The 21830-nt window shown below is 65.3% G+C and carries 20 protein-coding genes; 14 read left to right on the top strand and 6 right to left on the bottom strand.

Going from position 1 to position 21830, the window contains the following annotated elements:
- Positions 1 to 4 precede the first annotated feature (4 nt).
- The 6 genes from IGX34_RS14785 to map form a co-directional block, all read right to left on the bottom strand.
- Entirely contained in the window at positions 5 to 364 is a 360-nt protein-coding gene (locus IGX34_RS14785) for a Spx/MgsR family RNA polymerase-binding regulatory protein (protein ID WP_192556492.1), read from the bottom strand.
- Positions 361 to 1134 (bottom strand): alkaline phytoceramidase, encoded by a 774-nt coding sequence (locus IGX34_RS14780; protein WP_192556491.1) that lies wholly within the window; start codon positions 1132 to 1134, stop codon positions 361 to 363. Before IGX34_RS14780 ends, IGX34_RS14785 begins: the two co-directional genes overlap by 4 nt.
- Positions 1135 to 1139: 5 nt before the next feature.
- Positions 1140 to 1967 (bottom strand): 2,3,4,5-tetrahydropyridine-2,6-dicarboxylate N-succinyltransferase, encoded by an 828-nt coding sequence (dapD, locus tag IGX34_RS14775; RefSeq protein ID WP_192556490.1) that lies wholly within the window; start codon positions 1965 to 1967, stop codon positions 1140 to 1142.
- Positions 1968 to 2047: 80 nt separating this feature from the next.
- Complete coding sequence (locus IGX34_RS14770) at positions 2048 to 2545, bottom strand: PepSY domain-containing protein (protein ID WP_192556489.1); 498 nt, start codon at positions 2543 to 2545, stop codon at positions 2048 to 2050.
- Positions 2546 to 2662: 117 nt separating this feature from the next.
- Positions 2663 to 5311: a [protein-PII] uridylyltransferase gene (glnD, locus tag IGX34_RS14765; protein ID WP_192556488.1), complete on the bottom strand. Its 2649-nt coding sequence runs from the start codon at positions 5309 to 5311 to the stop codon at positions 2663 to 2665.
- 136 nt (positions 5312 to 5447) lie between these two features.
- A complete protein-coding gene (gene map / locus IGX34_RS14760; protein ID WP_192556487.1) occupies positions 5448 to 6212 on the bottom strand; it encodes a type I methionyl aminopeptidase in 765 nt (254 codons plus the stop codon).
- Between the two features lie 308 nt (positions 6213 to 6520).
- Between map and rpsB the strand changes: the two genes are divergently transcribed.
- From rpsB to lpxA, 14 genes are all read left to right on the top strand, one after another.
- Positions 6521 to 7414, top strand: a complete 894-nt coding sequence (gene rpsB, locus IGX34_RS14755) for a 30S ribosomal protein S2 (RefSeq protein ID WP_192556486.1) — start codon at positions 6521 to 6523, stop codon at positions 7412 to 7414.
- Positions 7415 to 7477: 63 nt separating this feature from the next.
- The gene (tsf, locus tag IGX34_RS14750; RefSeq protein ID WP_192556485.1) at positions 7478 to 8359 is read left to right on the top strand and encodes a translation elongation factor Ts; all 882 of its coding nucleotides are present in this window, start codon (positions 7478 to 7480) and stop codon (positions 8357 to 8359) included.
- A gap of 191 nt (positions 8360 to 8550) precedes the next feature.
- A complete protein-coding gene (locus IGX34_RS14745; RefSeq protein WP_338015480.1) occupies positions 8551 to 9456 on the top strand; it encodes an acetamidase/formamidase family protein in 906 nt (301 codons plus the stop codon).
- Positions 9453 to 10796 carry an APC family permease gene (locus tag IGX34_RS14740; RefSeq protein ID WP_225737486.1) on the top strand — a complete coding sequence of 448 codons (1344 nt, stop codon included), beginning with the start codon at positions 9453 to 9455 and terminating at the stop codon, positions 10794 to 10796. The genes IGX34_RS14745 and IGX34_RS14740 overlap by 4 nt, the downstream gene beginning before the upstream one ends.
- Positions 10797 to 10892: 96 nt before the next feature.
- A complete protein-coding gene (pyrH, locus tag IGX34_RS14735; RefSeq protein ID WP_192556484.1) occupies positions 10893 to 11615 on the top strand; it encodes a UMP kinase in 723 nt (240 codons plus the stop codon).
- 121 nt (positions 11616 to 11736) lie between these two features.
- Positions 11737 to 12294, top strand: a complete 558-nt coding sequence (gene frr / locus IGX34_RS14730; RefSeq protein WP_192556483.1) for a ribosome recycling factor — start codon at positions 11737 to 11739, stop codon at positions 12292 to 12294.
- A gap of 308 nt (positions 12295 to 12602) precedes the next feature.
- On the top strand, positions 12603 to 13340 hold the full coding sequence (uppS, locus tag IGX34_RS14725; RefSeq protein WP_192556482.1) for a polyprenyl diphosphate synthase: 738 nt from the start codon (positions 12603 to 12605) through the stop codon (positions 13338 to 13340).
- A 16-nt stretch (positions 13341 to 13356) separates the two neighbouring features.
- Complete coding sequence (locus IGX34_RS14720) at positions 13357 to 14178, top strand: phosphatidate cytidylyltransferase (protein ID WP_192556481.1); 822 nt, start codon at positions 13357 to 13359, stop codon at positions 14176 to 14178.
- 12 nt (positions 14179 to 14190) lie between these two features.
- Complete coding sequence (locus IGX34_RS14715) at positions 14191 to 15345, top strand: 1-deoxy-D-xylulose-5-phosphate reductoisomerase (RefSeq protein ID WP_192556480.1); 1155 nt, start codon at positions 14191 to 14193, stop codon at positions 15343 to 15345.
- Positions 15346 to 15380: 35 nt separating this feature from the next.
- Positions 15381 to 16730, top strand: a complete 1350-nt coding sequence (gene rseP / locus IGX34_RS14710; RefSeq protein WP_192556479.1) for an RIP metalloprotease RseP — start codon at positions 15381 to 15383, stop codon at positions 16728 to 16730.
- A gap of 220 nt (positions 16731 to 16950) precedes the next feature.
- A complete protein-coding gene (gene bamA / locus IGX34_RS14705) occupies positions 16951 to 19395 on the top strand; it encodes an outer membrane protein assembly factor BamA (RefSeq protein WP_192556478.1) in 2445 nt (814 codons plus the stop codon).
- A 123-nt stretch (positions 19396 to 19518) separates the two neighbouring features.
- The gene (lpxD, locus tag IGX34_RS14700) at positions 19519 to 20547 is read left to right on the top strand and encodes a UDP-3-O-(3-hydroxymyristoyl)glucosamine N-acyltransferase (RefSeq protein WP_192556477.1); all 1029 of its coding nucleotides are present in this window, start codon (positions 19519 to 19521) and stop codon (positions 20545 to 20547) included.
- Positions 20540 to 21013, top strand: a complete 474-nt coding sequence (fabZ, locus tag IGX34_RS14695; protein ID WP_192556476.1) for a 3-hydroxyacyl-ACP dehydratase FabZ — start codon at positions 20540 to 20542, stop codon at positions 21011 to 21013. Before lpxD ends, fabZ begins: the two co-directional genes overlap by 8 nt.
- Positions 21010 to 21783: an acyl-ACP--UDP-N-acetylglucosamine O-acyltransferase gene (lpxA, locus tag IGX34_RS14690; protein ID WP_192556475.1), complete on the top strand. Its 774-nt coding sequence runs from the start codon at positions 21010 to 21012 to the stop codon at positions 21781 to 21783. The genes fabZ and lpxA overlap by 4 nt, the downstream gene beginning before the upstream one ends.
- Positions 21784 to 21830: the final 47 nt, after the last annotated feature.

Below are 21830 nucleotides of genomic sequence, written 5' to 3'. Positions count from 1 at the left end.
AGGTTCAACGCCCGAACAGTTTCTTGAAGCCGTTATCGGTGAAACCCACGCTCACCGCACCATCGGGCTGCACCACCACCGGGCGGCGGACCAGCGCCGGATACTCCTTCAACAACAAGGTCCACTCCGGATCGCTGGCCGGGTTCTTGCGCTGCGGCAGCAGATTGCGCCAGGTGGTACCGGATTTATTGACCAGCTTGTCCCAGCCGCCCAGTTGCTGCGCCCAGCTCTTCAGCGTGGCGGGCGCCACCGGATGGGCGCGATAGTCGACGAACTCGTGCGCGACGTCGAAGCGGGTGAGCCAGTTGCGCGCCTTTTTGCAGGTATCGCAATTGGGCAGGCCGTAAAGCGTGGGAGCAGTCATCGATCCGGATCCGTCTTGAGGTGTTGTTGCCGCAGCATCTGCAGCATGAAGCAAAAGCCTGCCGCCGCGACCAGATGCTTGATGGTATGCCCGCTGAGGATGCCGTGGGTGAGCTGGAAGATCGCCAGGTCACATTTCTCGCTGACAAAGGCGATGGCATAGCAGCCCAGTGCGAACCACAGCAGGCCGCGCTTCGTCCACGGCGTGGGCAACAGCACCAGCGCCAGCAGGATCAGCAGGATGGAGCCGCCCTGCGCCACGAAATACGGCATCAGGTTGCCGCTGAAGCGCCAGTACAGCACGCTGCCGACGCCGAGCAAGGTCAGCACCGGCAACGGCAGCCAGGAGCGCCAACGCAGGCGCTCGGCATAGGTCGCCGCCAACAGCGGCATGAATACCAGGGTCATCGGCAGCCGATCCCACATCAGCCGCACATCGGATGGCGCCCAGTGGTAATACGCCGAACCGAAGGCGGTGACGACCAGGCCGGCGAACATTAGCGCATAGGCATGGCGCGCAGCGGCGTTCAGCGCCTGCACCGCGGGCTGGCGCATGGCCAGCAGGCCGGCCAGCCCCACCACCAGGAACATCACGTTGGAAGCGACATTGCCGTAGTTGGGAATGCCCAGCCACGCGCGTTGATCGGCGAAGGCGTGATACTGCTGCGGCTGCGCAAACGGCGGCAGTACGAATGCGAGTATCAGCATCGCCAGCGCAAGCGCGGCCAGTGCATACACTCGGCCGCGCACAGGCTGCGAGCTTGCCGACATGCCGCTTATTCGCCGCTGCGCAGCAGTTCGTTGATGCCGGTCTTGCTGCGCGTTTTCTCGTCCACCTGCTTGACGATGATCGCGGCGTACAGACTGTGCGTACCGTCCTTGGCCGGCAGATTGCCGGCTACCACCACGCTGCCGGCGGGCACGCGACCGTAGCTGACTTCGCCGGTGGCGCGGTTGTAGATGCGCGTGGACTGGCCCAGGAACACGCCCATGCCGATCACGCTGCCGCGCTCCACCACCACGCCCTCCACCACTTCCGAACGCGCGCCGATAAAGCAGTTGTCCTCGATGATGGTGGGATTGGCCTGCAGCGGCTCCAGCACGCCACCGATGCCGACGCCGCCGGACAGATGCACACCGGCGCCGATCTGCGCGCAGGAGCCGACCGTGGCCCAGGTATCCACCATGCTGCCGGCACCGACATAGGCGCCGATGTTGACGTAGCTGGGCATCAGCACGGCATCCTTGGCGATATGCGCACCGCGGCGCACCAGTGCACCGGGCACCACGCGCGCACCGAGATTCTCCAGCTCGATATCGTTGCCGTGCGCAAAGCGCAACGGCACCTTGTCGAAGGCCTGCGCCGCGCCGCCATCCACCACGCGATTGCCGTTGATGCGGAAGTACAGCAGCACCGCTTTCTTCAGCCATTGATTGACGGTCCAGCCACCCTTTCCGTCCGGCGCGGCAACGCGCTGTTCGCCCGTTTCGAGCAGATCCATCACCTGGGTCAGCGCGGGGCGCAGATGGGTTTCGATTTCGCTCTGGGTGAGGTCGTTGCGGCGCTCGAAGGCGTCGTTGATCAGGCTCTCGATGGACTGCATGGAAGACTCGCGTTTCGGTTCGAATGGTGAAGATTACAACCAGCGGCCTTGCGGCGATGTATGGCGCGGGTCAAGAGCGCCTAGATAAGAGCGAGTACGACCGGCACCACGATGCCGGCCAGCAGCAGGCCGGTGATCAGGGCCGGCCGGCGTGTATAGCGATACGCCATGTACAGGCCGATCAGCGTGGAGACGAACAGGCCCAGCGCCACCAGCGCCGAGAAGATTTTCAGCGGCAGCGGATGTTTCGAATCCGCGCGCGGCATGTCCGCCTTGCTCGGCGCCGCAGGTACTGCCGCGACAACCGGTGCCGGACTGGGGGCGGCCGCGGCGTGATTGTCGGCATCCATCGGCCGCGGCTTGTGCACCGGCACCACCGTGGTCTGCTTCTTGTGCAGCTGCGCCAGCGTCACCAGCCAGGCCGGCGGCTTGTAGTCGCTGCCGCGGGTGGTTTCATGCAGGCTGAAAACCTGCAGGCCGCCGGTAAGCGCAAAGAACAGCAGCGCCGGGGCGATGAATACGCCGAGATAGAGATGAACCTGGCGGGCGATTTTCAGAATCTTGTGCGAGGTGGACATGGACACGCAGCCTTCTTGGCAAAGTCAGCCAAACGGAGAGGGAAATGGGGATGGCAGGCCGCCTGCATGCAGCCCCGCGGGAAATCATTCCTTGCAGCATGACGCACAGCCCGGGGGCTATGCGGACAAGCTCTGTGGTCCGATCCGCTCTGTCAAAGCCTGCCACAGACGCTGTTGCTGTGTCTCGCCCAGCGGCGCATTGCGGCGGTCGGTCAGCTGGAAAAAGTCTTCCACCCGTTCGCCGAAGGTGGCGATGCGCGCATCGTGCACGCGCACCTCGCAGGCCATCATCACTTGCGTGACAGCAGCCAGCAGGCCTGGGCGGTCGCTGCAGACCAGGGCCATCTGGGTACGCCCGTCCGCCTGCTTGAAGTCGATCCGCGGCGCCATCTGGAAGTGCTTCAGATGCCGCGACATGCTGCGCCGGGGCGGCATGATCGGCGCCGACTGCGCCAGCGCACGCTGCAGGCGCTGATGCAGTTCGTCGGCGCGCTCGTGCGTCGCAGGCTTTTGCGTTTCCGCTTCCAGCAGCAGGAAGGTATCCATCGCCTTGCCGTCGGGCGAGCTGAGCACGCGCGCCTCCATCACCGAAAAATGCAGCCGGTCGAGCATCGCGGTGACGTTGGCGAACAAGCCGTCGCGATCGGGCGCATACACAAACAGCTCCGTGCTGCCGCGCACCGACAAGGGGTTGACCGCAATCAGCGGCAGCTTGCCTTCGCCATGCAGGATCGCAGCGGTCTGCCAGGCGATCTGTTCGGGACGATGGCGCAGGAAACTCAGCATCGGGAAGCTGTCCCACAGCCGGGTCACCGCCTGCGCGTCCTTACCGTCGGCCACGAGCAGCGCCAGCGCCTGTTCGCGGCAGTTCTGCGCGCGCGCAGCCGCGCCCGAGGAGGGTTTGGCGTCACGCCGCAAGGCGTAGCGCGTGGCGGTGTACAGGTCTGCCAGCAGCCGGTCCTTCCATGCATTCCACAGGCGCGGGCTGGTGCCGATGATGTCGGCGATGGTCAGCAGATACAGCTGGCCCAGGCGTTCGCGCCCGCCCACCGCATTGGCGAAGCGATGCACCACATCCGGATCGGTAATGTCCTGGCGCTGCGCGGTGGTGCTCATCAGCAAATGCCAGCGCACCAGCCACGCAACGCGCTCGATGTCGTCCTCGGGCAGGCCGATTTTCTTGCCGAAGGCGCGCGCGTCTTCTTCGCCCAGCACGGAATGATCGCCACCGCGGCCTTTGGCGATATCGTGGAACAAGGCCGCCAGCAGCAGCACCTCCGGTTTGGGCAGCGTCGCCCACACCTCGCAGCCCAGCGGAAACTCGGCCTGCGTGGCGAGATCGGCAAAACGCGCCACATTGCGCAACACGCGCAAGGTGTGTTCGTCGACCGTGTACACATGGAACAGGTCGTACTGCATGCGCCCGAATACCTTGCCGAACGCCGGCAGGATCGCCGCCAGCAAGCCATGGCGATTCATGCGCCACAACGCGTCCACCGCCGGCGCGCCACGCCGCAGCAGGCGCAGGAACGACACCAGCACATCCGGATCGTCGGCCAGCCGACCATCCAGCGCCGCCGTGGCCTGGTGGATGCGGCGCATGGTGTCGGCAGTAAAGCCGATCACGCCTTGCTGATCGAGCCGCGCGATGAAGATGTCGACCAGCGCCGCCGGGCGGTGCACGAACAGATCCGGATCGCGTACCGCCATGCGGGCGCCGTAGCGGATGAAATCGGCGCCCACCGCCTGCTCGGCGCTGGGCGGCTCCAGCATTTCTTCGAAGCGCTCGGCGATCTGGATGCCGAGGCGCTCGACCTGGCTGGCCGCGCGGTAATAGCCCTGCATGAATTGCTCGACGCCAAGATTTTTTTCGTGCTCGTCTTCGAAGCCCAGCCGCGCGGCAATCGCGCGCTGGTAATCGAACAGCAATCGCTCTTCCGGCCGTCCCGCTTCCAGGTGCAGCGCAAATCGATAGCGCCGCAAGGTGGCTTCGGCCTGTAGCAGCGTGTCGCATTCGGCCGGATCGAGCAGGCCCTCGGTGACCATGTCGGGGAAGTCATTGGCATGCGCCAGACGCTTGCCCAGCCAGCGCAGCGAATCGAGCGTGCGCAGACCGCCGGGGCCGTCTTTCAGGTTGGGCTCGAGGTTGTAGGCGGTGTCGTCGTAGCGCGCGTGCCGTGCATCGCGTTCGGCCAGGCGCGCCTGCAGGTATTCGCGCGGCGGCCACATCTCCGGCGCGTCGACGATCGCGCGCAGGCGAAGGTCCAGCGAGGGATCGCCGGCCAGGCGCCGCGCATCCAGCAGGCTGGTAAATACGCTTGCTTCGGCGGCCGCCAGGGACTTGCACTGCACCGGCTCGCGCACGGCGTGGCCGACTTTAAGGCCCACGTCCCACAGCGTGGCAAAGCATTGCTCCAACGCACGCAGGCGTGATGCGTCGGGCTGCTCGACCAGCGCCAGCAAGTCGATATCCGAATAGGGAAACAACAAGCCGCGCCCGAAACCGCCGATGGCGAACAGCGCCGCGTCATTCACCTCGCCCAGGCAGGCCATCCACACATGCACCACGATGCGCGTGACCGAATCGCCGCGCCGGCGCGCCAGTTCGCTGGCATCGGCACCATCGCGAAACGCCACCGCAATGGCGCGATCCAGGTCGCCGAGCAATTGCCGCAACGCGCGGCGTGCTTCGGCCGAGACGCCCGAGCGGGGCACGGCAACCGGCAGGCGTGGCAAGGGTGGAAGCGGATGGGCGGATGACGTCATGGGGAAGCGGCGCGGGCAACAGGGCTGAGCACTGAAGCGTACCCACTCTGCGATGGCAGTGGGCAAGGCCGGCGTTGAACTGATCGCCCTTCGCGCATGCGGGGCTGGCGCTTGCGCCGCCGGCCCCGGAAAACGCTTACGCGTCCGGCCAGGGCGTGAGGATCTCGTAGCCGTCGTCGGTCACCGCGATGGTGTGTTCCCACTGCGCGGAGAGCGAATGATCCTTGGTCACCACGGTCCAGCCGTCGGGCAGCTGCTTGGTATGCGGCTTGCCGGCGTTGACCATCGGCTCGACGGTGAAGGTCATGCCCTTCTGCAGCACCACGCCAGTGCCGGGCTTGCCGTAGTGCAGCACCTGTGGCTCGTCGTGATAGACCTTGCCGATGCCGTGGCCGCAGTACTCGCGCACGATCGAGAAGCCGGCCGCTTCGGCATGCTTCTGGATCGCGTGGCCCACATCGCCCAGGGTGGCGCCGGGGCGCACCGCCTGGATGCCGCGCATCATCGCCTCGTGGGTGGTGTCCACCAGCCGCTTGGCCAGCACGCCGGGGGCGCCGACGAAGTACATGCGGCTGGTATCGCCGTGCCAGCCATCTTTGATGACGGTGACGTCGAGATTGATGATGTCGCCGTCCTTCAGCACCTTGCCCGGGCTGGGAATGCCATGGCAGATCACATGGTTGACCGAGGTGCACAAGGTCTTGGGGAAGCCGTGGTAGCCCACATTGGCCGGGGTCGCCTTCTGCACATTCACAATGTGCTCGTAGGCGAGCCGGTCCAGGTCCTCGGTGGTGACGCCGGGCTTGACGTGCTCCTTGAGCATGGCCAGCACTTCGGCCGCCAGCTGGCCGGCGACGCGCATGCCTTCGAGGTCTTGGACTGATTTGAGGGTAATGGCCATAAGTCAGTGTCATATGGCGGCAAAGTTCCGAAAAACCAGCAACTTGCCGCGAAGCGGTGATCCCGGCTACAATTTCCGGGTTTTGCAGACCGCTTCCGGCCACCTGGTGGCCCGCACGGCGCAAATCGAGCTGGGATTGTAACCGCGCCGCGGTACAAGCCCAACCTAATGCCACACACGTATCGGCACCGCCTTCGGGGTGCCGCGGCTGCCCTCTTCAAGCCATGGGCAACGCGGTCGAAGCCGGGGATACGTGGAGGTCCCAACCCCCGGGCCAATCGAAAAAGGCCCATTGCAGGAGTACTACCATGGCTCAAGTCACCATGCGTCAGATGTTGGAAGCTGGCGTGCATTTCGGTCACCAGACCCGCTACTGGAACCCGAAGATGGCTCCGTACATCTTTGGCGCCCGCGGCAAGATCCACATCATCAACCTCGAAAAGACCTTGCCGCTGTTCACCGACGCGATGAACTTCCTGTCGGGTCTGGCGCAGAAGCGCGGCACCGTGCTGTTCGTGGGCACCAAGCGCTCCGCCCGCGAAGCCCTGGCCGAAGAAGCCAGCCGCGCCGGCATGCCCTTCGTCACCGCCCGCTGGCTCGGCGGCATGCTGACCAACTTCCGCACCGTCAAGCAGTCGGTCGCCCGCCTGAAGGAGCTGGAAGCAGCTGAAACCGACGGCAGCTTCGAGAAGCTGGTCAAGCACGAAGTGCTGTCGCTGCGCCGCGAGCGCGCCAAGCTGGAAAACTCGCTGGGCGGCATCAAGAACATGAACCGCCTGCCCGACGCGCTGTTCGTGGTCGATATCGGCCATGAAAACATCGCCGTGCAGGAAGCCAAGAAGCTCGGCATCCCGGTGATCGCCGTGGTCGATACCAACTACAACCCGGAACTGGTCGACTACGCCATCCCGGGCAACGACGACGCCATCCGCGCGATCCAGCTGTACGCCCGCGCCGCTGCCGACTCGATCCTTGAAGGCAAGGCTGCCGCTCCGGCCGCCGCCCAGGGCGATGCCAACGAATTCGTCGAACTGGACGAAGAAGGCAACCCGGTCGCCAAGGACGACGAGCGCCGCGCCGCAGCACCGCGCCGCAACCCGCCGGCCAAGAAGGGCGGCCCGCGCGGCGGCGACCGCGACGATCGCCGTGGCGGTCGCGGCGGCCGTGGCGGCCGTTCGCAGGAAGCCGGCGACGCCGACTAAGCCTCTCCGCTGCCGCGGCGGGATCCCGCCGCGGCATCACCAAGATTCCCGAGGAACTTTGCAATGGCTGATATCTCCGCCCAACTGGTCAAGGAACTGCGCGAGCGCTCCGGCGCCGGCATGATGGAGTGCAAGAAGGCACTGGTTGAAAACAATGGCGACATCGAAGTCGCCATGGAATGGCTGCGCAAGTCGGGTCTGGCCAAGGCCGACAAGAAGGCCGGCCGCGTGGCCGCCGAAGGCCGCATCGTCACCGCCCAGGGCAACGGCGCCGCCGTGCTGGTGGAAGTGAACTGCGAAACCGACTTCGTCACCAAGAACCCCGATTTCGTGAAGTTCAGCGACAACGTCGCCGACGTGGCGCTGAAGTCCGGCGCCAGCGACATCGACGCGCTGAAGGCTGCTGCCTATCCGGGCGGCGGCACGGTCGAAGAAGCCGCCAAGGCCCTGGTCGCCACCATCGGCGAGAACATCCAGGTGCGCCGCATGGCGCGCGTGGCCAATGACGGCGTGACCGCCGCCTACATCCACGGCGGCCGCATCGGCGTGCTGGTGGCCCTGAAGGGCGGCTCGGAAGACCTGGCCAAGGGCATCGCCATGCACGTGGCGGCGATGAACCCGGCCTATGTGCGCGCCGAAGAGGTGCCGGCCGACTTCCTGGCCAAGGAAAAGGACATCGCGCTGAGCCAGATGTCCGAGAAGGACAAGGCCAAGCCGGCCGAGATCCTGGAAAAGATCGTCGGCGGCAAGGTCAGCAAGATCATTTCCGAAGTGACCCTGCTCGGCCAGGCCTATGTGCTGGACACCAACACCACGGTTGGCGACGCCCTGAAGAAGGAAGGCGCCGACGTGATCTCGGTGGCCCGCCTGGCCGTGGGCGAAGGCATCGAGAAGGTGCAGGACGACTTCGCCGCCGAAGTGATGAAGCAAGCCGGCCTCGCCTGATAACCGGGCAACGCCTACGAAAAAAGCCGCGGATCTCCGCGGCTTTTTTTATGCCCGCGTTCTACACCTAGGTAGCTGCATTTAGGATCTGACTTATATCTTGCCCAAAGCCCTTCCTGCACCGTAGGCGGACACCTAGGTATCGTTGGTTCTGATCTGTCGGCGAAAGTCGATCGCCGCAAGGAGGTCCTGTGCATCGCGTCACCCGCAACCATCTGATTTACGCCATGGGCCCCGAGCAGGCGCCGGCATTGCGCATCGCCGGCCCCGGCACCCTGGTATTCGAGACCTGCGACTGTTTCGAGGATCAGATCCAGTCGGCCGATGCTGCGTTCGGCGAGCTGGACTGGCAGCGCGTCAATCCCGCCACCGGTCCGGTGTATATCGACGAGGCACAGCCCGGCGACGTGCTCGCCGTGCATATCGAGCGCATCGCACTGAACCGCCAGGCCGTGATGGTGACCGCGCCCAAGCTCGGCGTATGCGGCGACCAGATCAGCGCACCGACCATCCGCGTCATTCCCATCGCCGATGGCCACGCCACGCTCCCGCAAGGCGTGCGCGTGCCGCTCAATCCGATGATCGGCGTGATCGGCACGGCGCCGGCCGGCGCGCCGGTGTCGTGCGGCACGCCCGACGCCCACGGCGGCAATATGGACTGCAAGATCATCGCCGAGGGCACCACGCTCTATCTGCCGGTGAACGTGCCCGGCGCATTGCTGGCAATGGGTGATCTGCATGCGGCGATGGGCGACGGCGAAGTGTCGGTATGCGGCATGGAGATCGCCGGAGAAGTCACCGTGCGCGTGGCGGTGCTCAAAAACCACGAGCTGCCCACGCCGATGGCACAGACCGCCGATGCGATCTACACCATCGCATCGGCGCCTTTGCTCGACGATGCCGCCAATCTGGCGGCGCGCAACATGGCGTCCTTCGTCAGCAAGCGCGCCGGCATGTCCATCGACGATGCGGTGAACCTGCTCTCCGTTGCCGGCGATCTGCAGATCTGCCAGGTGGTCGATCCGCAGAAAACCTGCCGTTACGCACTGCCCAAGTCGATTGCCCGCCAACTCAACATCAGCCTGCAGGACGCATGATGCCGGTCGAACAGAACTTCGGTTACAAGCAGGAACTCAAGCGCGCACTCAGCATCCGCGACCTGGTCGTGTACGGCATGATCTTCATGGTGCCGATCGCACCGTTCGGCGTGTTCGGCTATGTGTACGAAGATGCGCGCGGCATGGTGCCGCTGGCGTATCTGATCGGCATGGTCGCGATGTTCTTCACCGCGATGAGCTACTGGTCGATGTCGCGCGCCTTTCCGGTAGCAGGCTCGGTGTATGCCTATGCGCAGCGCGGCATTCACGAAGTGGTCGGCTTCTTTTCCGGCTGGTTGATCCTGCTCGACTACATCCTGGTGCCGGCGCTGCTGTATATCGTCAGCGCGGCGGCCCTGCAGCCGATGGTGCCCGGTGTGCCGGCCTGGGCCTGGCTGACCGGCTTTATCGCCGTCAACACGCTGATCAATCTGTTCGGGGTGGAATTCACCGCCAAGGCCAACCGCTACATCCTGGTTGCCGAAGGCATCATCCTGGCGGTGTTCATCGTGCTCGGCCTGGTTGCGCTGTATTCCGGCGACCATCCGACCGGCCTCACCCTGGCGCCGCTGTACAACCCCGAGAAATTCAGCCTGTCGGTGGTGGTCGGCGCGGTGTCGATCGCGGTGCTGTCCTTCCTCGGCTTCGACGGCATCTCCACGTTGTCGGAGGAAAGCCGCGACGGCGTGGACAGCGTCGGCAAGGCGTCCCTGGTTGCGTTGCTGGTGGTGGGCGCCCTGTTCATCCTGCAGACCTGGATTGCCGTGGACCTGGCCCGCGGCATGTCGTTCAGCAATAACGACGTGGCTTTCTACGAAACCGCCGCCCGGGCCGGCGGCAACACGCTCAAGTACGCCACCATGTGGGCCACGGCACTGTCGTGGGGCATCGCCAACGCGCTGGTGGCGCAGGCGGCCATCTCGCGCATCCTGTATGCCATGGGCCGCGACCGCAAATTGCCGCATGTGCTGGCCAAGGTGCACCCCAAATACCAGACGCCATATGTCAGCACGCTGCTGGTGGCGGCGGTGTCGCTGGCGGTCGGACTGGCCTTCGCCAGCCATATCGACAGCCTCAGCCGCATCGTCAACTTCGGTGCGCTCAGCGGCTTCCTGGTGCTGCATCTGTCGGTGATCAACCACTACATGATCCGCCAGCGCTCCAGGCGCTGGGTGCTGCACCTGGTGTTTCCGCTGATCGGGCTGCTGATCATCGGCTATGTGCTGTGGCAGATGGACTGGCAGGCCAAGGCGATCGGCCTGGCCTGGCTGGGCCTGGGCATCGCCTACTACCTGGTAAGCACGCGCGTACTCAAGCGCGAAGTCCAGTTGGAGTTGTGAGGCTTCACATCCTCCCCGTGTGGGGAGGATGCGCTGACGTGGCAGGCGGGCTCCGCTACAATGCGTCCGTTTTGCATCTCACAATCCGGAGCCTCCATGAGCGAACAGCTAAAGTATCAACGCATCCTGCTCAAGCTCTCCGGCGAAGCATTGATGGGTGATGCCGACTACGGCATCGACCCGAAAGTCATCGGCCGCCTGGCCGACGAAATCATTGAAATCCAGCGCTACGGCGTGCAGATCGGCGTGGTGATCGGCGGCGGCAACATCTTCCGCGGCGCCGGCCTGGCGGCGGCCGGCATGGACCGCGTCACCGGCGACCACATGGGCATGCTGGCCACCGTGATGAACGCGCTGGCCATGCAGGATTCCATCGAGAAGCGCGGCGGCTTCGCCCGCGTCATGAGCGCCATCCAGATCCACGACGTGGCCGAGGACTTCATCCGCCGCCGCGCCATCCGGCATATCGAAAAGGGCCGCATCGTGCTGTTTGCCGCCGGTACCGGCAATCCGTTCTTCACCACCGATTCCGCCGCCGCGCTGCGTGCGATCGAAACGAGTGCAGACCTGCTGCTCAAGGCCACCAAGGTCGACGGCGTGTACAACGCCGACCCGGCCAAGGTGCACGACGCGGTGCGCTTCGAGCAGCTGAGCTACGACCAGGTGATCGAACGCAAGCTGGCGGTGATGGACACCGCCGCCATCGCGCTGTGCCGCGATCACCGCATGCCCCTGCGCATCTACGACATGACCGTGCCCGGCAACCTGATGCGCATCATGCGCGGCGAACAGGTGGGCACCCTGGTCGACGCTGGCTGAACACCAGCGGCACGAGCGGCCGCCGGCACGGGCAAATCCAGCCTGGTGCGGTCCGGCGCTCGTCCCGCTCTTTGGCCCCCTGCTATAATGACCGGCTTGCACGCCACCGGGTGATTTACTCATGCTCAACGACATCAAGAACGATGCCCAGACCCGCATGGGCAAGAGCATCGATGCCCTCAAGCACGACTTGTCCCGCCTGCGCACCGGCCGCGCCAGCACCTCGCTGGTCGACCACATCAAGGTGCCCTACTACGGCTCGGACACGGCGCTGAACCAGGTTGCATCGGTGTCGCTGGCGGATGGTCGCTCGATCATCATCACGCCGTTCGAAAAGAACATGGTCGCCCCGATCGAGAAGGCGCTGCTGGCCTCCGACATCGGCATTACCCCGACCACCGCCGGCACGGTGATCCGCCTCAACATGCCGCCGCTCACCGAGGAGCGCCGCCGCGAGCTGGCCAAGCACGTCTCGCATGAGGGCGAAAACGCCAAGATCGCGATCCGCAACGTGCGCCGCGACGCCCTGCAGCACGTCAAGGACCTGCTGAAAGAAAAGCAGATCACCGAAGACGAAGAGCGCAAGGCCGACGAAGAGATCCAGAAGCTCACCGACCGCTTCGTGAAGGAAGTGGATGCGGTGGCCAAGACCAAGGAAGAAGAGCTGATGGCGATGTGATCCATCGCCACCGGCCACGGCCCGCCAGTGGGCACGCCATTACATGGGAACGAAGCCGCACGGCACGCTATGCTCCGTGCTCTCGGACAGGGGAGAGGGCCACAGGTGAAGGTTCGCACCAGCTCAAGGCGACATTCCCGCGGGTATCAGGCCGGCACCCTGCCGGCATCGGCCCACTGGAACTTTCCGTGGCAAGCTGCATCCTTCAAAAGGCCAAGCGGCGACCAAAAGTGGCCGTTTCCTGACGAACGCGCGCTCCGCCCCCGCCCCAGCGAGGCAACTATCGTCGTCGACGCTACGCTTCATCCATGACCACGACTTCCCAAACCTACCTACCTCGCCACATCGGCATCGTAATGGATGGCAACGGCCGCTGGGCGAAAGCACGCCATCGCCCGCGCAGCTTCGGCCATAACGCCGGCCGCAAGGCTGTGCGCGAAGTGGTGGAAGGCTGCCTGCGGCAAGGCGTGGAAGCACTGACCTTGTTTGCCTTCTCCAGCGAGAACTGGCAGCGCCCGGCGGAAGAAGTCGGCGCCCTGCTGGACCTGTTCGTGCGCGCGCTCGACAAAGAAGTCGACGAGCTGGACGAAAACGGCGTGCGTCTGCGCTTCATCGGCGATCTGGGCGCGTTCGAGAAGCCGCTGCAGCAGCGCATGCTGGGCGCCATGAAGCGCACCGCCGGCAACAGCAAGCTGCAGATGAGCATCGCGGTGAACTACGGCGGCCGCTGGGACATCGTGCAGGCCGCACGCAAGCTCGCCGCCGCCGTGGCGCAGGGCGAGCTGTCGATGGACGCCATCGACGAAACCGCCTTCGATGCCTCCACCAGCCTGGCCGAACTGCCCCCGCTGGACCTGTTCATCCGCACCGGCGGCGATCGCCGCGTCAGCAATTTTCTGCTGTGGCAGCTGGCCTATGCGGAGCTGTATTTCACCGATACGCTGTGGCCGGACTTCAACCAGATCTCGCTGCAGCACGCCATCAATGACTTTGCCCGCCGCGAGCGCCGCTTTGGCCGTACCGGTGATCAGGTCGCCCAGGCCTGACCATTAAGGAGCCTTCATGCTGCGACAGCGCGTTCTAACCGCCCTGCTCCTTGCGCCGCTAGCCATCCTGCTGATCCTGTTCGTGCCGACGGACTTGTTCGCCTGGCTGCTGGCCGCGGCGTTCCTGGCGGCCACCTGGGAGTGGACCCGGCTGTCCGGCATGAAGGACCGCCGCACCCGCGGTGTGGTGCTGGGCGTGGCGGCGGTGCTGTTCGTGTTGTTGTGGCTGGTGCGTGCCTCGGCGTGGCTGTGGCCGGCGCTGATCGCCGCCGGGGTGGCCTGGTGGCTGGTGGTTTGCATGTGGCTGCGCCATTTCGCCTTCGCTGCCGCGCCCACCCCTGAGAACCGCAATCTGAAATTGCTGGCCGGTGTGTTCGTGATCTTCCCGGCCTGGGTGGCCGCCCTGAGCATCCATGGCAGCCAGCCGCACGGCCACGTGTGGGCGTTTCTGGCCATGCTGCTGGTCTGGACCGCCGATACGGGCGCTTATTTCTCCGGCCGCTTCTTCGGCAAGCGCAAGCTGGCGCCGCAGATCAGCCCGGGCAAGACCTGGGCCGGCGTGTACGGCGCCTTCGCCGCCAGCGCCGTGGTGATCGCGGCGGGCGGCTGGCTGCTCGGTGTGCGCGACGCGCGCCTAGCCGGCCTGGTGGTGGTGACGGTGGTGACCGTGGCCAGCTCGATCGTCGGCGACCTGCTGGAAAGCCTGATGAAGCGGCACGCCAACGTGAAAGACTCCGGCGTGCTGTTCCCCGGCCATGGCGGCCTGCTGGACCGCCTCGACAGCGTTTTTGCGGCGCTGCCCTTCTTCGCCCTCGGCAAGCTGCTGCTGGGCTTCTGAGTAATTCCGGCGATGCGCCAGGTTGCCGTATTGGGTGCAACCGGCGCGATCGGCAGCAGCGCGCTCAAGCTCATCCATGGCCATCCGGAGCGCTACCGCGCACGCGTGCTGACGGCGTATCGCGACGTCGACGCGCTGGCCGCGCAATGCGTCCGCCATCGACCCGAACTCGCCGTCATTGCGGATCCCGCCCTGGAAGGTGCGCTGGCGCGCCGCCTGGCAGCAGCCGGCGTGACTTGCGATATCGCCAGCGGCCCGGGCGCCCTGGCCGCATCGGCGGCTTCAGGCGGCTGCGATACGGTGATCGTCGGCATCGCCGGTTCCAGCGGCATTGAGGCCAGCCTGGCCGCCGCACGCAGCGGCAAGCATCTGTTGCTGGGCAATCGAGAATCGGCCGTCGTCGCTGGCCCGCTATTGCGCCAGGCGCTCGATCAAGGCGGCGGTGGGCTGATCCCGCTGCAATCGGAGCTATTCGCGGCCTTCGTCGGCTTCGGTGAGGCCGCCCCGGGAAGCCGCCCCGAACGGCTCGTGCTGGCTGGAGCGGGAGGGCCGCTCGCCGGTTTGAGCCGAGCCCAGTTAGTGCGGGTCACTCCGGCGCAACTCGGCACCTCGCGCAACCCCCGTGAACTTGGCGCCGCGGTGGGTGCAGCCTGCCTGATGCGCGACGGCCTGCTGGCGATCGCCGCCAAAGCCTTGCTGCGAGATGCGCCCGATCGGATCGAGGCGATGATCCAACCGCAGGCGCAAACCCACGTGCGGATCGAGTACGACGACGGCCAGCTGCGAATCCAGCCCGGCGCGGCAATGCTGCCGGAGGTGCTTGCCCGCGCATTGGCGTGGCCGGCATCGGCTGAAACGGCGGTCAACACGCCGGACGCCACCGCGCCGGCCATCGAGCAACCGGACCTGGCCAGCTTCCGCTGCCTTGCGCTCGCCTACCACGCCATGCGCGCAGGCGGCGACGCGGCAACCATCCTGAACGCGGCTTACGAGGTGGCGGTAGAGGCCTTCCTCGCCGGCTCCCTGTCGCTGCCGTCGGTTGCCGACCTGGTCGAGCAGATTCTGATGGAACTGCCGCCGATGCCCGTGGTCGATACCCAAACCCTCAGCGAACGCGATCGGGCCGCCCGGGGCGCCGCCCGGCGGGTACTTCGCAACGCTTGCTGATAAGCTTTGAGTTCCCTAGAGACGTACCTGCCTTGATGAATCCCTTTTTCGGCTCGGTGTTTTGGTTGCTGGTCACGCTTGGCGTGCTGGTGACCTTTCACGAATTCGGACACTACTGGGTCGCACGCCGCTGCGGCGTGAAGGTGCTGCGCTTCTCGGTCGGCTTCGGCCGCGCCATCTGGAAGCACGTTGCGCGTGACGGCACCGAATACCAGGTGGCTGCCATTCCGCTGGGCGGCTACGTCAAAATGCTCGATGCGCGCGAGGGCGAAGTCGACCCGGCGCTGCGCGAGCAGGAATTCACCGCGCAGCCGATCTGGAAGCGCATCGCCATCGTTGCTGCAGGCCCCGGCTTCAACATCATCTTTACCGTGGCTGCGTTCTGGCTGATGTTCGTGCTGGGCCGCACCGATTACGCGCCGGTAGTCACCGCGGAGCCGCAGAGCATCGCTGCCCAGGCCGGCATCCGTCCCGGCGACCGGCTGCTGAGCCTCGGCGGCGAGCAGGTCACCACCTGGACGGGCTCGCTCGACGCGATCGCCAACGCCATGCTCGGCCGTACCGCGCTGCCGGTCACCGTGCGCGGCACCGACGGCAGCCAGCGCTCGCTGGTGCTGCCGCTGGATCGGTTGCCGGCCGGGCAAGATATCGGCCAGTACATGGACAAGCTCGGCCTGGAACTGGCCGCCGCCCCTGCCGTCGCCGCCACCGTGTCGCCGGGCGACCCGGCCGCGCTGGCCGGCCTGCAGGCCGGCGACAAGATCCTCAGCATCGATGGCGTGGCCGTGAAGGATTTCAACGATCTGGGCAAGCAGATCGTGGCAGCGGCGGCCAAGTCGCCCAAGCTCAGCGTCGAAGTGGAACGCAACCACCGGCCGATGCAGTTCAGCGTTACCGCACGCATGGAGTCGCCCGAGGGCGGCGCGGCGCGCTGGGTGATCGGCGTAACGCCGGCAGCCTCGGAAGCGGCGATCCAGCATTACGGCCCGCTCAAGGCGTTCAGCGAGTCGCTCGACCTTACCTGGCAGCGCACCACCGACACCTTCACCATGGTCAGCAAGATGCTGACCGGGCAGGCCTCGACCAAGAACCTGTCCGGCGTGATCGGCATCGCGCAGGCGGCCAACATGTCGGCGCAGGCGGGGCTGGACCGTTTCCTGGAATTCCTCGGCCTGGTGTCGCTCAGCCTGGCGATCATCAACCTGCTGCCCATCCCGATCTTGGACGGGGGGCACCTGCTGTATTACCTTATCGAGCTGATCAAAGGCAGCCCGGTCAGCGAACGGACCATGATCGCGGGCCAGTATGTGGGCATCGCTTTGTTGTTCACGCTGATGGGGTTGGCGTTCTACAACGACATCCATCGCATCATCCTGCCCTCGTGATACGGATGCGCGCCGCTGACAACCTCTGGTTGGACGCTGGCCGCGGCTTCCCGATCGCATGGCAACCCACCCGCATCGCGCGGCGTCCGCGGCGAACGCTACGGGCAGGCCAGGCGCAGTGCGGTTAAAAACACGAGACCGGCACCAGGCCGGCCTCGCAAAAAAATACAGCGGGCCGGTCGCATGACCGGCCCGTCCGAATAACACAACGGATTCGACGATGAAGCGTATCGCCGCCCTGATTTTGCTTGCCTCCCTATCTACGAGCGTGCTCGCTCTCGAACCATTCGTCGTTTCCGATATCCGTATCGAAGGTCTCAGCCGCATCTCCGCAGGCACGGTGTTCAACTACCTGCAGATCAACAAGGGCGACCGCCTCACCAACGAAGAAGCCCAGCAGGCCATCCGCGCCCTGTACAACACCAAGTTCTTCAGCGATGTGGAACTGGAGCGCGATGGCGACATCCTGGTGGTCAAGGTGGTGGAACGCCCGTCGATCACCAAGCTGACCATTCGCGGCAACAGCGACATCAAGACCGACGACCTGAAGAAGGGCCTGAAGGACATCGGCCTGTCCGAAGGCGAAACCTTCGACCGCCTCGCGCTCGACCGCGTGCAGCAGGAACTGATCCGCCAGTACTACAACCGCGGCAAGTACAACGTGTCGGTCAGCCCGCACGTGACCGAGCTCGACCGCAACCGCGTGTCCATCGACATCGAAATCCGCGAAGGCAAGGTCGCCAAGCTCAAGGAAGTGAACATCGTCGGCAATACGGCGTTCACCACCCACGACATCGAGAAAGATTTCGAATCCGGCACCACCAACTGGCTGTCCTGGTATTCGAAGAACGACCAGTATTCGCAGGACAAGCTCTCGGGCGACCTGAAGAAGCTGCAGTCCTACTACATGGACCGCGGCTACGCCGACTTCGGCATCGATTCCACCCAGGTCACCATTGCGCCCGACAAGCGCGCGATGTACATCGCCGCCGACGTCACCCAGGGCGAGATCTACCACATCTCCGACACGCACCTGCTCGGCCAGCTGATCCTGCCGGAAGACACGCTGCGCAGGCTGGTGTTCGTGAAGAACGGCGACCTGTTCAACCGCCGCGCCATCGAAGCCACCTCCGACTCGATCAAGGCCCTGCTGGCGAACATCGGCTACGCCTTCGCCAAGGTCAATTCGGTACCGAAGCTCGACAAGGAAAAGAAGACCGTCGACGTGACCTGGTACATCCAGCCAGGTCCGCGCGTCTACGTGCGCCGCGTGATCTTCCAGGGCAACACCCGTACCGAAGACGACGTGCTGCGCCGCGAAATGCGCCAGCTCGAAGGCTCCTGGTACTCGCAGGCGGCGATCGACCGTTCCAAGATCCGCCTGCAGCAGCTGGGCTTCTTCAAGACGGTCAAGATCGACAAGCAGACCGTGCCGGGCACCGATGACGAAGTCGACCTGACCGTGAAGGTGGAAGAACAGTCCGCCGGCAGCCTGACCTTCGGCGTGGGCTACTCGCAGTATTCGGGCATCATCCTGTCCAGCTCGGTGTCGCAGCGAAACTTCCTCGGTACCGGCGACCAGTTCTCGATCGGTGCGGAACGCAGCGACTACCTCACCCAGATCAATGCGAGCTACTCCAACCCCTATCTGACCGACAGCGGCATCGGCATCGGCTACAACGCCAGCTTCTCGCGTGCGGACTACACCGACCTGGGCAGCGAGTACGCCAGCTACTCCAACAGCACCAAGTCGTTCTCCACCACGCTGGGCATCCCGATCACCGACTTCGACCGCCTCAGCGGCAGCCTCGGCATCAGCAGCACCACGATCAATACGTATGTGGGCTACACCCCGCAGATCCTGATCGACTACATGAATGCGCTGGACCACAAGACCATCCACACCTGGAACGGCTCGCTGAGCTGGGTGCACGACACGCGCAACTCCTACTGGGCGCCGACCCACGGCGGCCAGCTCACCGCCACGGTGAACGCGGCGCTGCCCGGCTCCACCGTGCAGTACTGGACCTTCAACGGCGAGGCCAACCATTACTGGCCGATCGGCGGCGGTTTCGTGCTGTACCTGGACGGCAAGGTCGGCTACGGCAGCACCTATGGCGGCAAGACCTTTGCCAACACCACCGACGACTACACCGCCGCCACCAGCACCAGCAGCCAGGTCGGCTACAAGGCTGGCCAGCAGGTCACCTTCCCGTTCTGGATGAACTTCTACGCCGGCGGCGTGACCGACCTGCGCGGCTTCCAGGACAACACCCTGGGCCCGCGCGCCTGCGCCGGCACCAACGCCAGCGGCGGCCCGATCTTGCCGTCGTCCAACGGCTACTGCGCCAACAGCACCTACTCCTATGCGCAGCCGATCGGCGGTGCGTTCAAGGTGCTGGGCACCGCGGAAATCTACCTGCCGCTGCCGTTCCTGAAGGACATCAACACCGCCCGCGTCTCGCTGTTCATGGACGTCGGCCAGGCCTACCAGGACATCAGCAGCTTCCGCGCCAAGCAGCTCGACGCCTCCGCCGGTATCTCGCTGCACTGGCAGGCGCCGATCGGTCCGCTGATCATCAGCCTGGGCATGCCGTTCCGCACCCAGCCTGGCGACAACCAGTACGAAGAACGCATCCAGTTCACCTTCGGCAGCCAGTTCTAAGCCGGCCTGCACGGATAGGTCCACAGCAAGCGCGGCCTGGCCGCGCTTTCTTTTGAAGCCGCATGCTGCCGCACGTTGTCCGGGCCCAGCCCGTACAATGCCGCGGATGCCGTGGAGCCCTGCATGAGCAAGATCCAATACAGCGTGGCCGAACTGGCCGAACGTTTCAGCCTGGAATTCCGTGGCGACGGCACGCGCATCATCGACGGCGTGGGTACGCTCGCTGGCGCAGGGCCCAGCCAGCTGAGCTTTCTTTCCAACAGCAAATACGCCGTGCAGCTGGGCAATACGCGCGCCGGCGTGGTCGTACTGCACCAGGACGCCGCCGAAGCCTGCCCCACGGCGGCGCTGGTCGCGCGCGATCCGTATGTGGCGTATGCACATATTGCCGCCCTGTTCGAACGCCTGCCGGCCGCCGTGCCGGGCATCCATCCAAGCGCAGTGGTCGCAGCCGGCGCCCGCGTCCATCCCAGCGCAAGCATCGGCCCCTGCTGCGTGGTCGATGACGGCGCCGTCATCGAGGAAGGCGTGGTGCTTGGGCCGCACTGCATCATCGGCGCCGAATGCGTGGTGGGGGCCCAGTCGCGGCTGGTAGCACGGGTCACCCTGGTCACCCGCGTCACGCTGGGCAAGCGCGTACTGGTGCATCCGGGGGCGGTGATCGGCTCGGATGGATTCGGCCTCGCTTTCGACCGCGACCATTGGGTGAAGCTGCCGCAGCTGGGCGGCGTGCGCATCGGCGACGATTGCGAGATCGGCGCCAACACCACCATCGACCGCGGCGCCCTGGACGACACGGTGCTGGAAGAAGACGTGCGCCTGGATAACCAGATCCAGATCGCCCACAACGTGTATGTGGGCGCACACACGGCGATGGCCGGCTGCGCGGCGGTGGCCGGCAGCGCGAAAATCGGCCGCTATTGCATGATCGGCGGCAATGCCGGCGTGCTGGGCCATCTGGAACTGGCCGACCGGGTTACCATTACCGCCAAGAGCCTGGTAACCCATTCGATTCGGGAGGCCGGCGAATACTCCTCCGGCGTACCGCTGCAGGAAAACCGTCAATGGCGCCGCAATGCCGCGCGCTTCAAGCATCTCGACGAGTACGCGCGCCGGCTGTCGGCGCTGGAAAAGGATAAGAACGATGACTGACAACACCGCTCCGATCGCGCTGCCGGTGACCGTGGAGCAGATCCAACAACTGCTGCCGCATCGCTACCCGTTCCTGCTGGTCGATCGCGTGATCGAGATCGTGCCGGATCAGAGCGTGGTGACGCTGAAGAACGTCACCATCAACGAACCGTTCTTCAACGGCCATTTCCCGGGCCACCCGGTCATGCCGGGCGTGCTGATCGTGGAAGCCATGGCGCAGTCGGCCGGCCTGCTCACGCAGCTCAGCGCGCGCCTGAAAGGCGGCTCGCCCAGCGCGCTGTTCTACCTGGCCAAGGTCGACAACGCCCGCTTCAACGCGCCGGTGGTGCCGGGCGACCAGCTGCGCATGGAAGTGCGCCTGAAGCGCCTGCTGCGCAGCATGGGCCTGTTCGAGGCGCGCACCCTGGTCGACGGCAAGGAAGTGGCCAGCTGCGAGCTGATGTGCGCAGCGAGGTCCGAAAAATGATCCATCCGACCGCGCAGATCGATCCCTCTGCCGTTATCGGCAATAACGTCAGCATCGGCGCCTATACCGTTATCGGCGCCCGCGTGCAGATCGGCGACGGCACCGTGATCGGCCCGCACGTGGTGATCGAAGGCCCCACCCGGATCGGACGCGACAATCGCATTGCGCAGTTCGCCTCGCTCGGCGGCGATCCGCAGGACATGAAGTTCAGCGGCGAGAGCACCGAGCTGGTCATCGGCGACCGCAATCTGATCCGCGAATTCGTCACCATCAACCGTGGCACCGGCGACGGCGGTGGCATGACCCAGATCGGCAACGACAACTGGCTGCTTGCCTACGTGCACGTGGCGCACGATTGCAAGATCGGCAACCACACCATCTTCTCCAACTACTCCGCGCTGGCCGGGCATGTGGAAGTGGGCGACTGGACGGTGTTCTCCGGCTATTCCGGCGCACATCAGTTCTGCAAGATCGGCGAGCACGCCTTTATCGCCATGGGCTGCCTGCTCGGCGCCGACGTGCCGCCGTTCCTGATGATGGCCAACGAGCAGAACGGTCGTCCGCGCGGCCTCAACACCACCGGCCTGAAGCGCCGCGGCTTCGAGCCGGAACGCATCACGGCGATCAAGCGCGCCTACCGCACGCTGTACACCTCGGGCCTGTCGCTGGCCGAGGCGCGCGAGCAACTGGCGACGCAGGCCAAGGACAGCGAAGACGTACGCCATATGCTCGACTTCCTCGACCGCAGCGAGCGGGGGTTGGCGCGTTGATCCTATGCGCCCCGCATAGGACCAAATCAAACACGAGCTCTTGCTTG

It is taken from the genome of Dyella acidiphila, from assembly GCF_014863405.1.
GTDB classification, from domain to species: Bacteria; Pseudomonadota; Gammaproteobacteria; order Xanthomonadales; family Rhodanobacteraceae; genus Dyella_B; species Dyella_B acidiphila.
The sequence above is the reverse complement of the archived record's forward strand: the minus strand, read 5'-3'. Positions and strand labels throughout refer to the sequence as shown.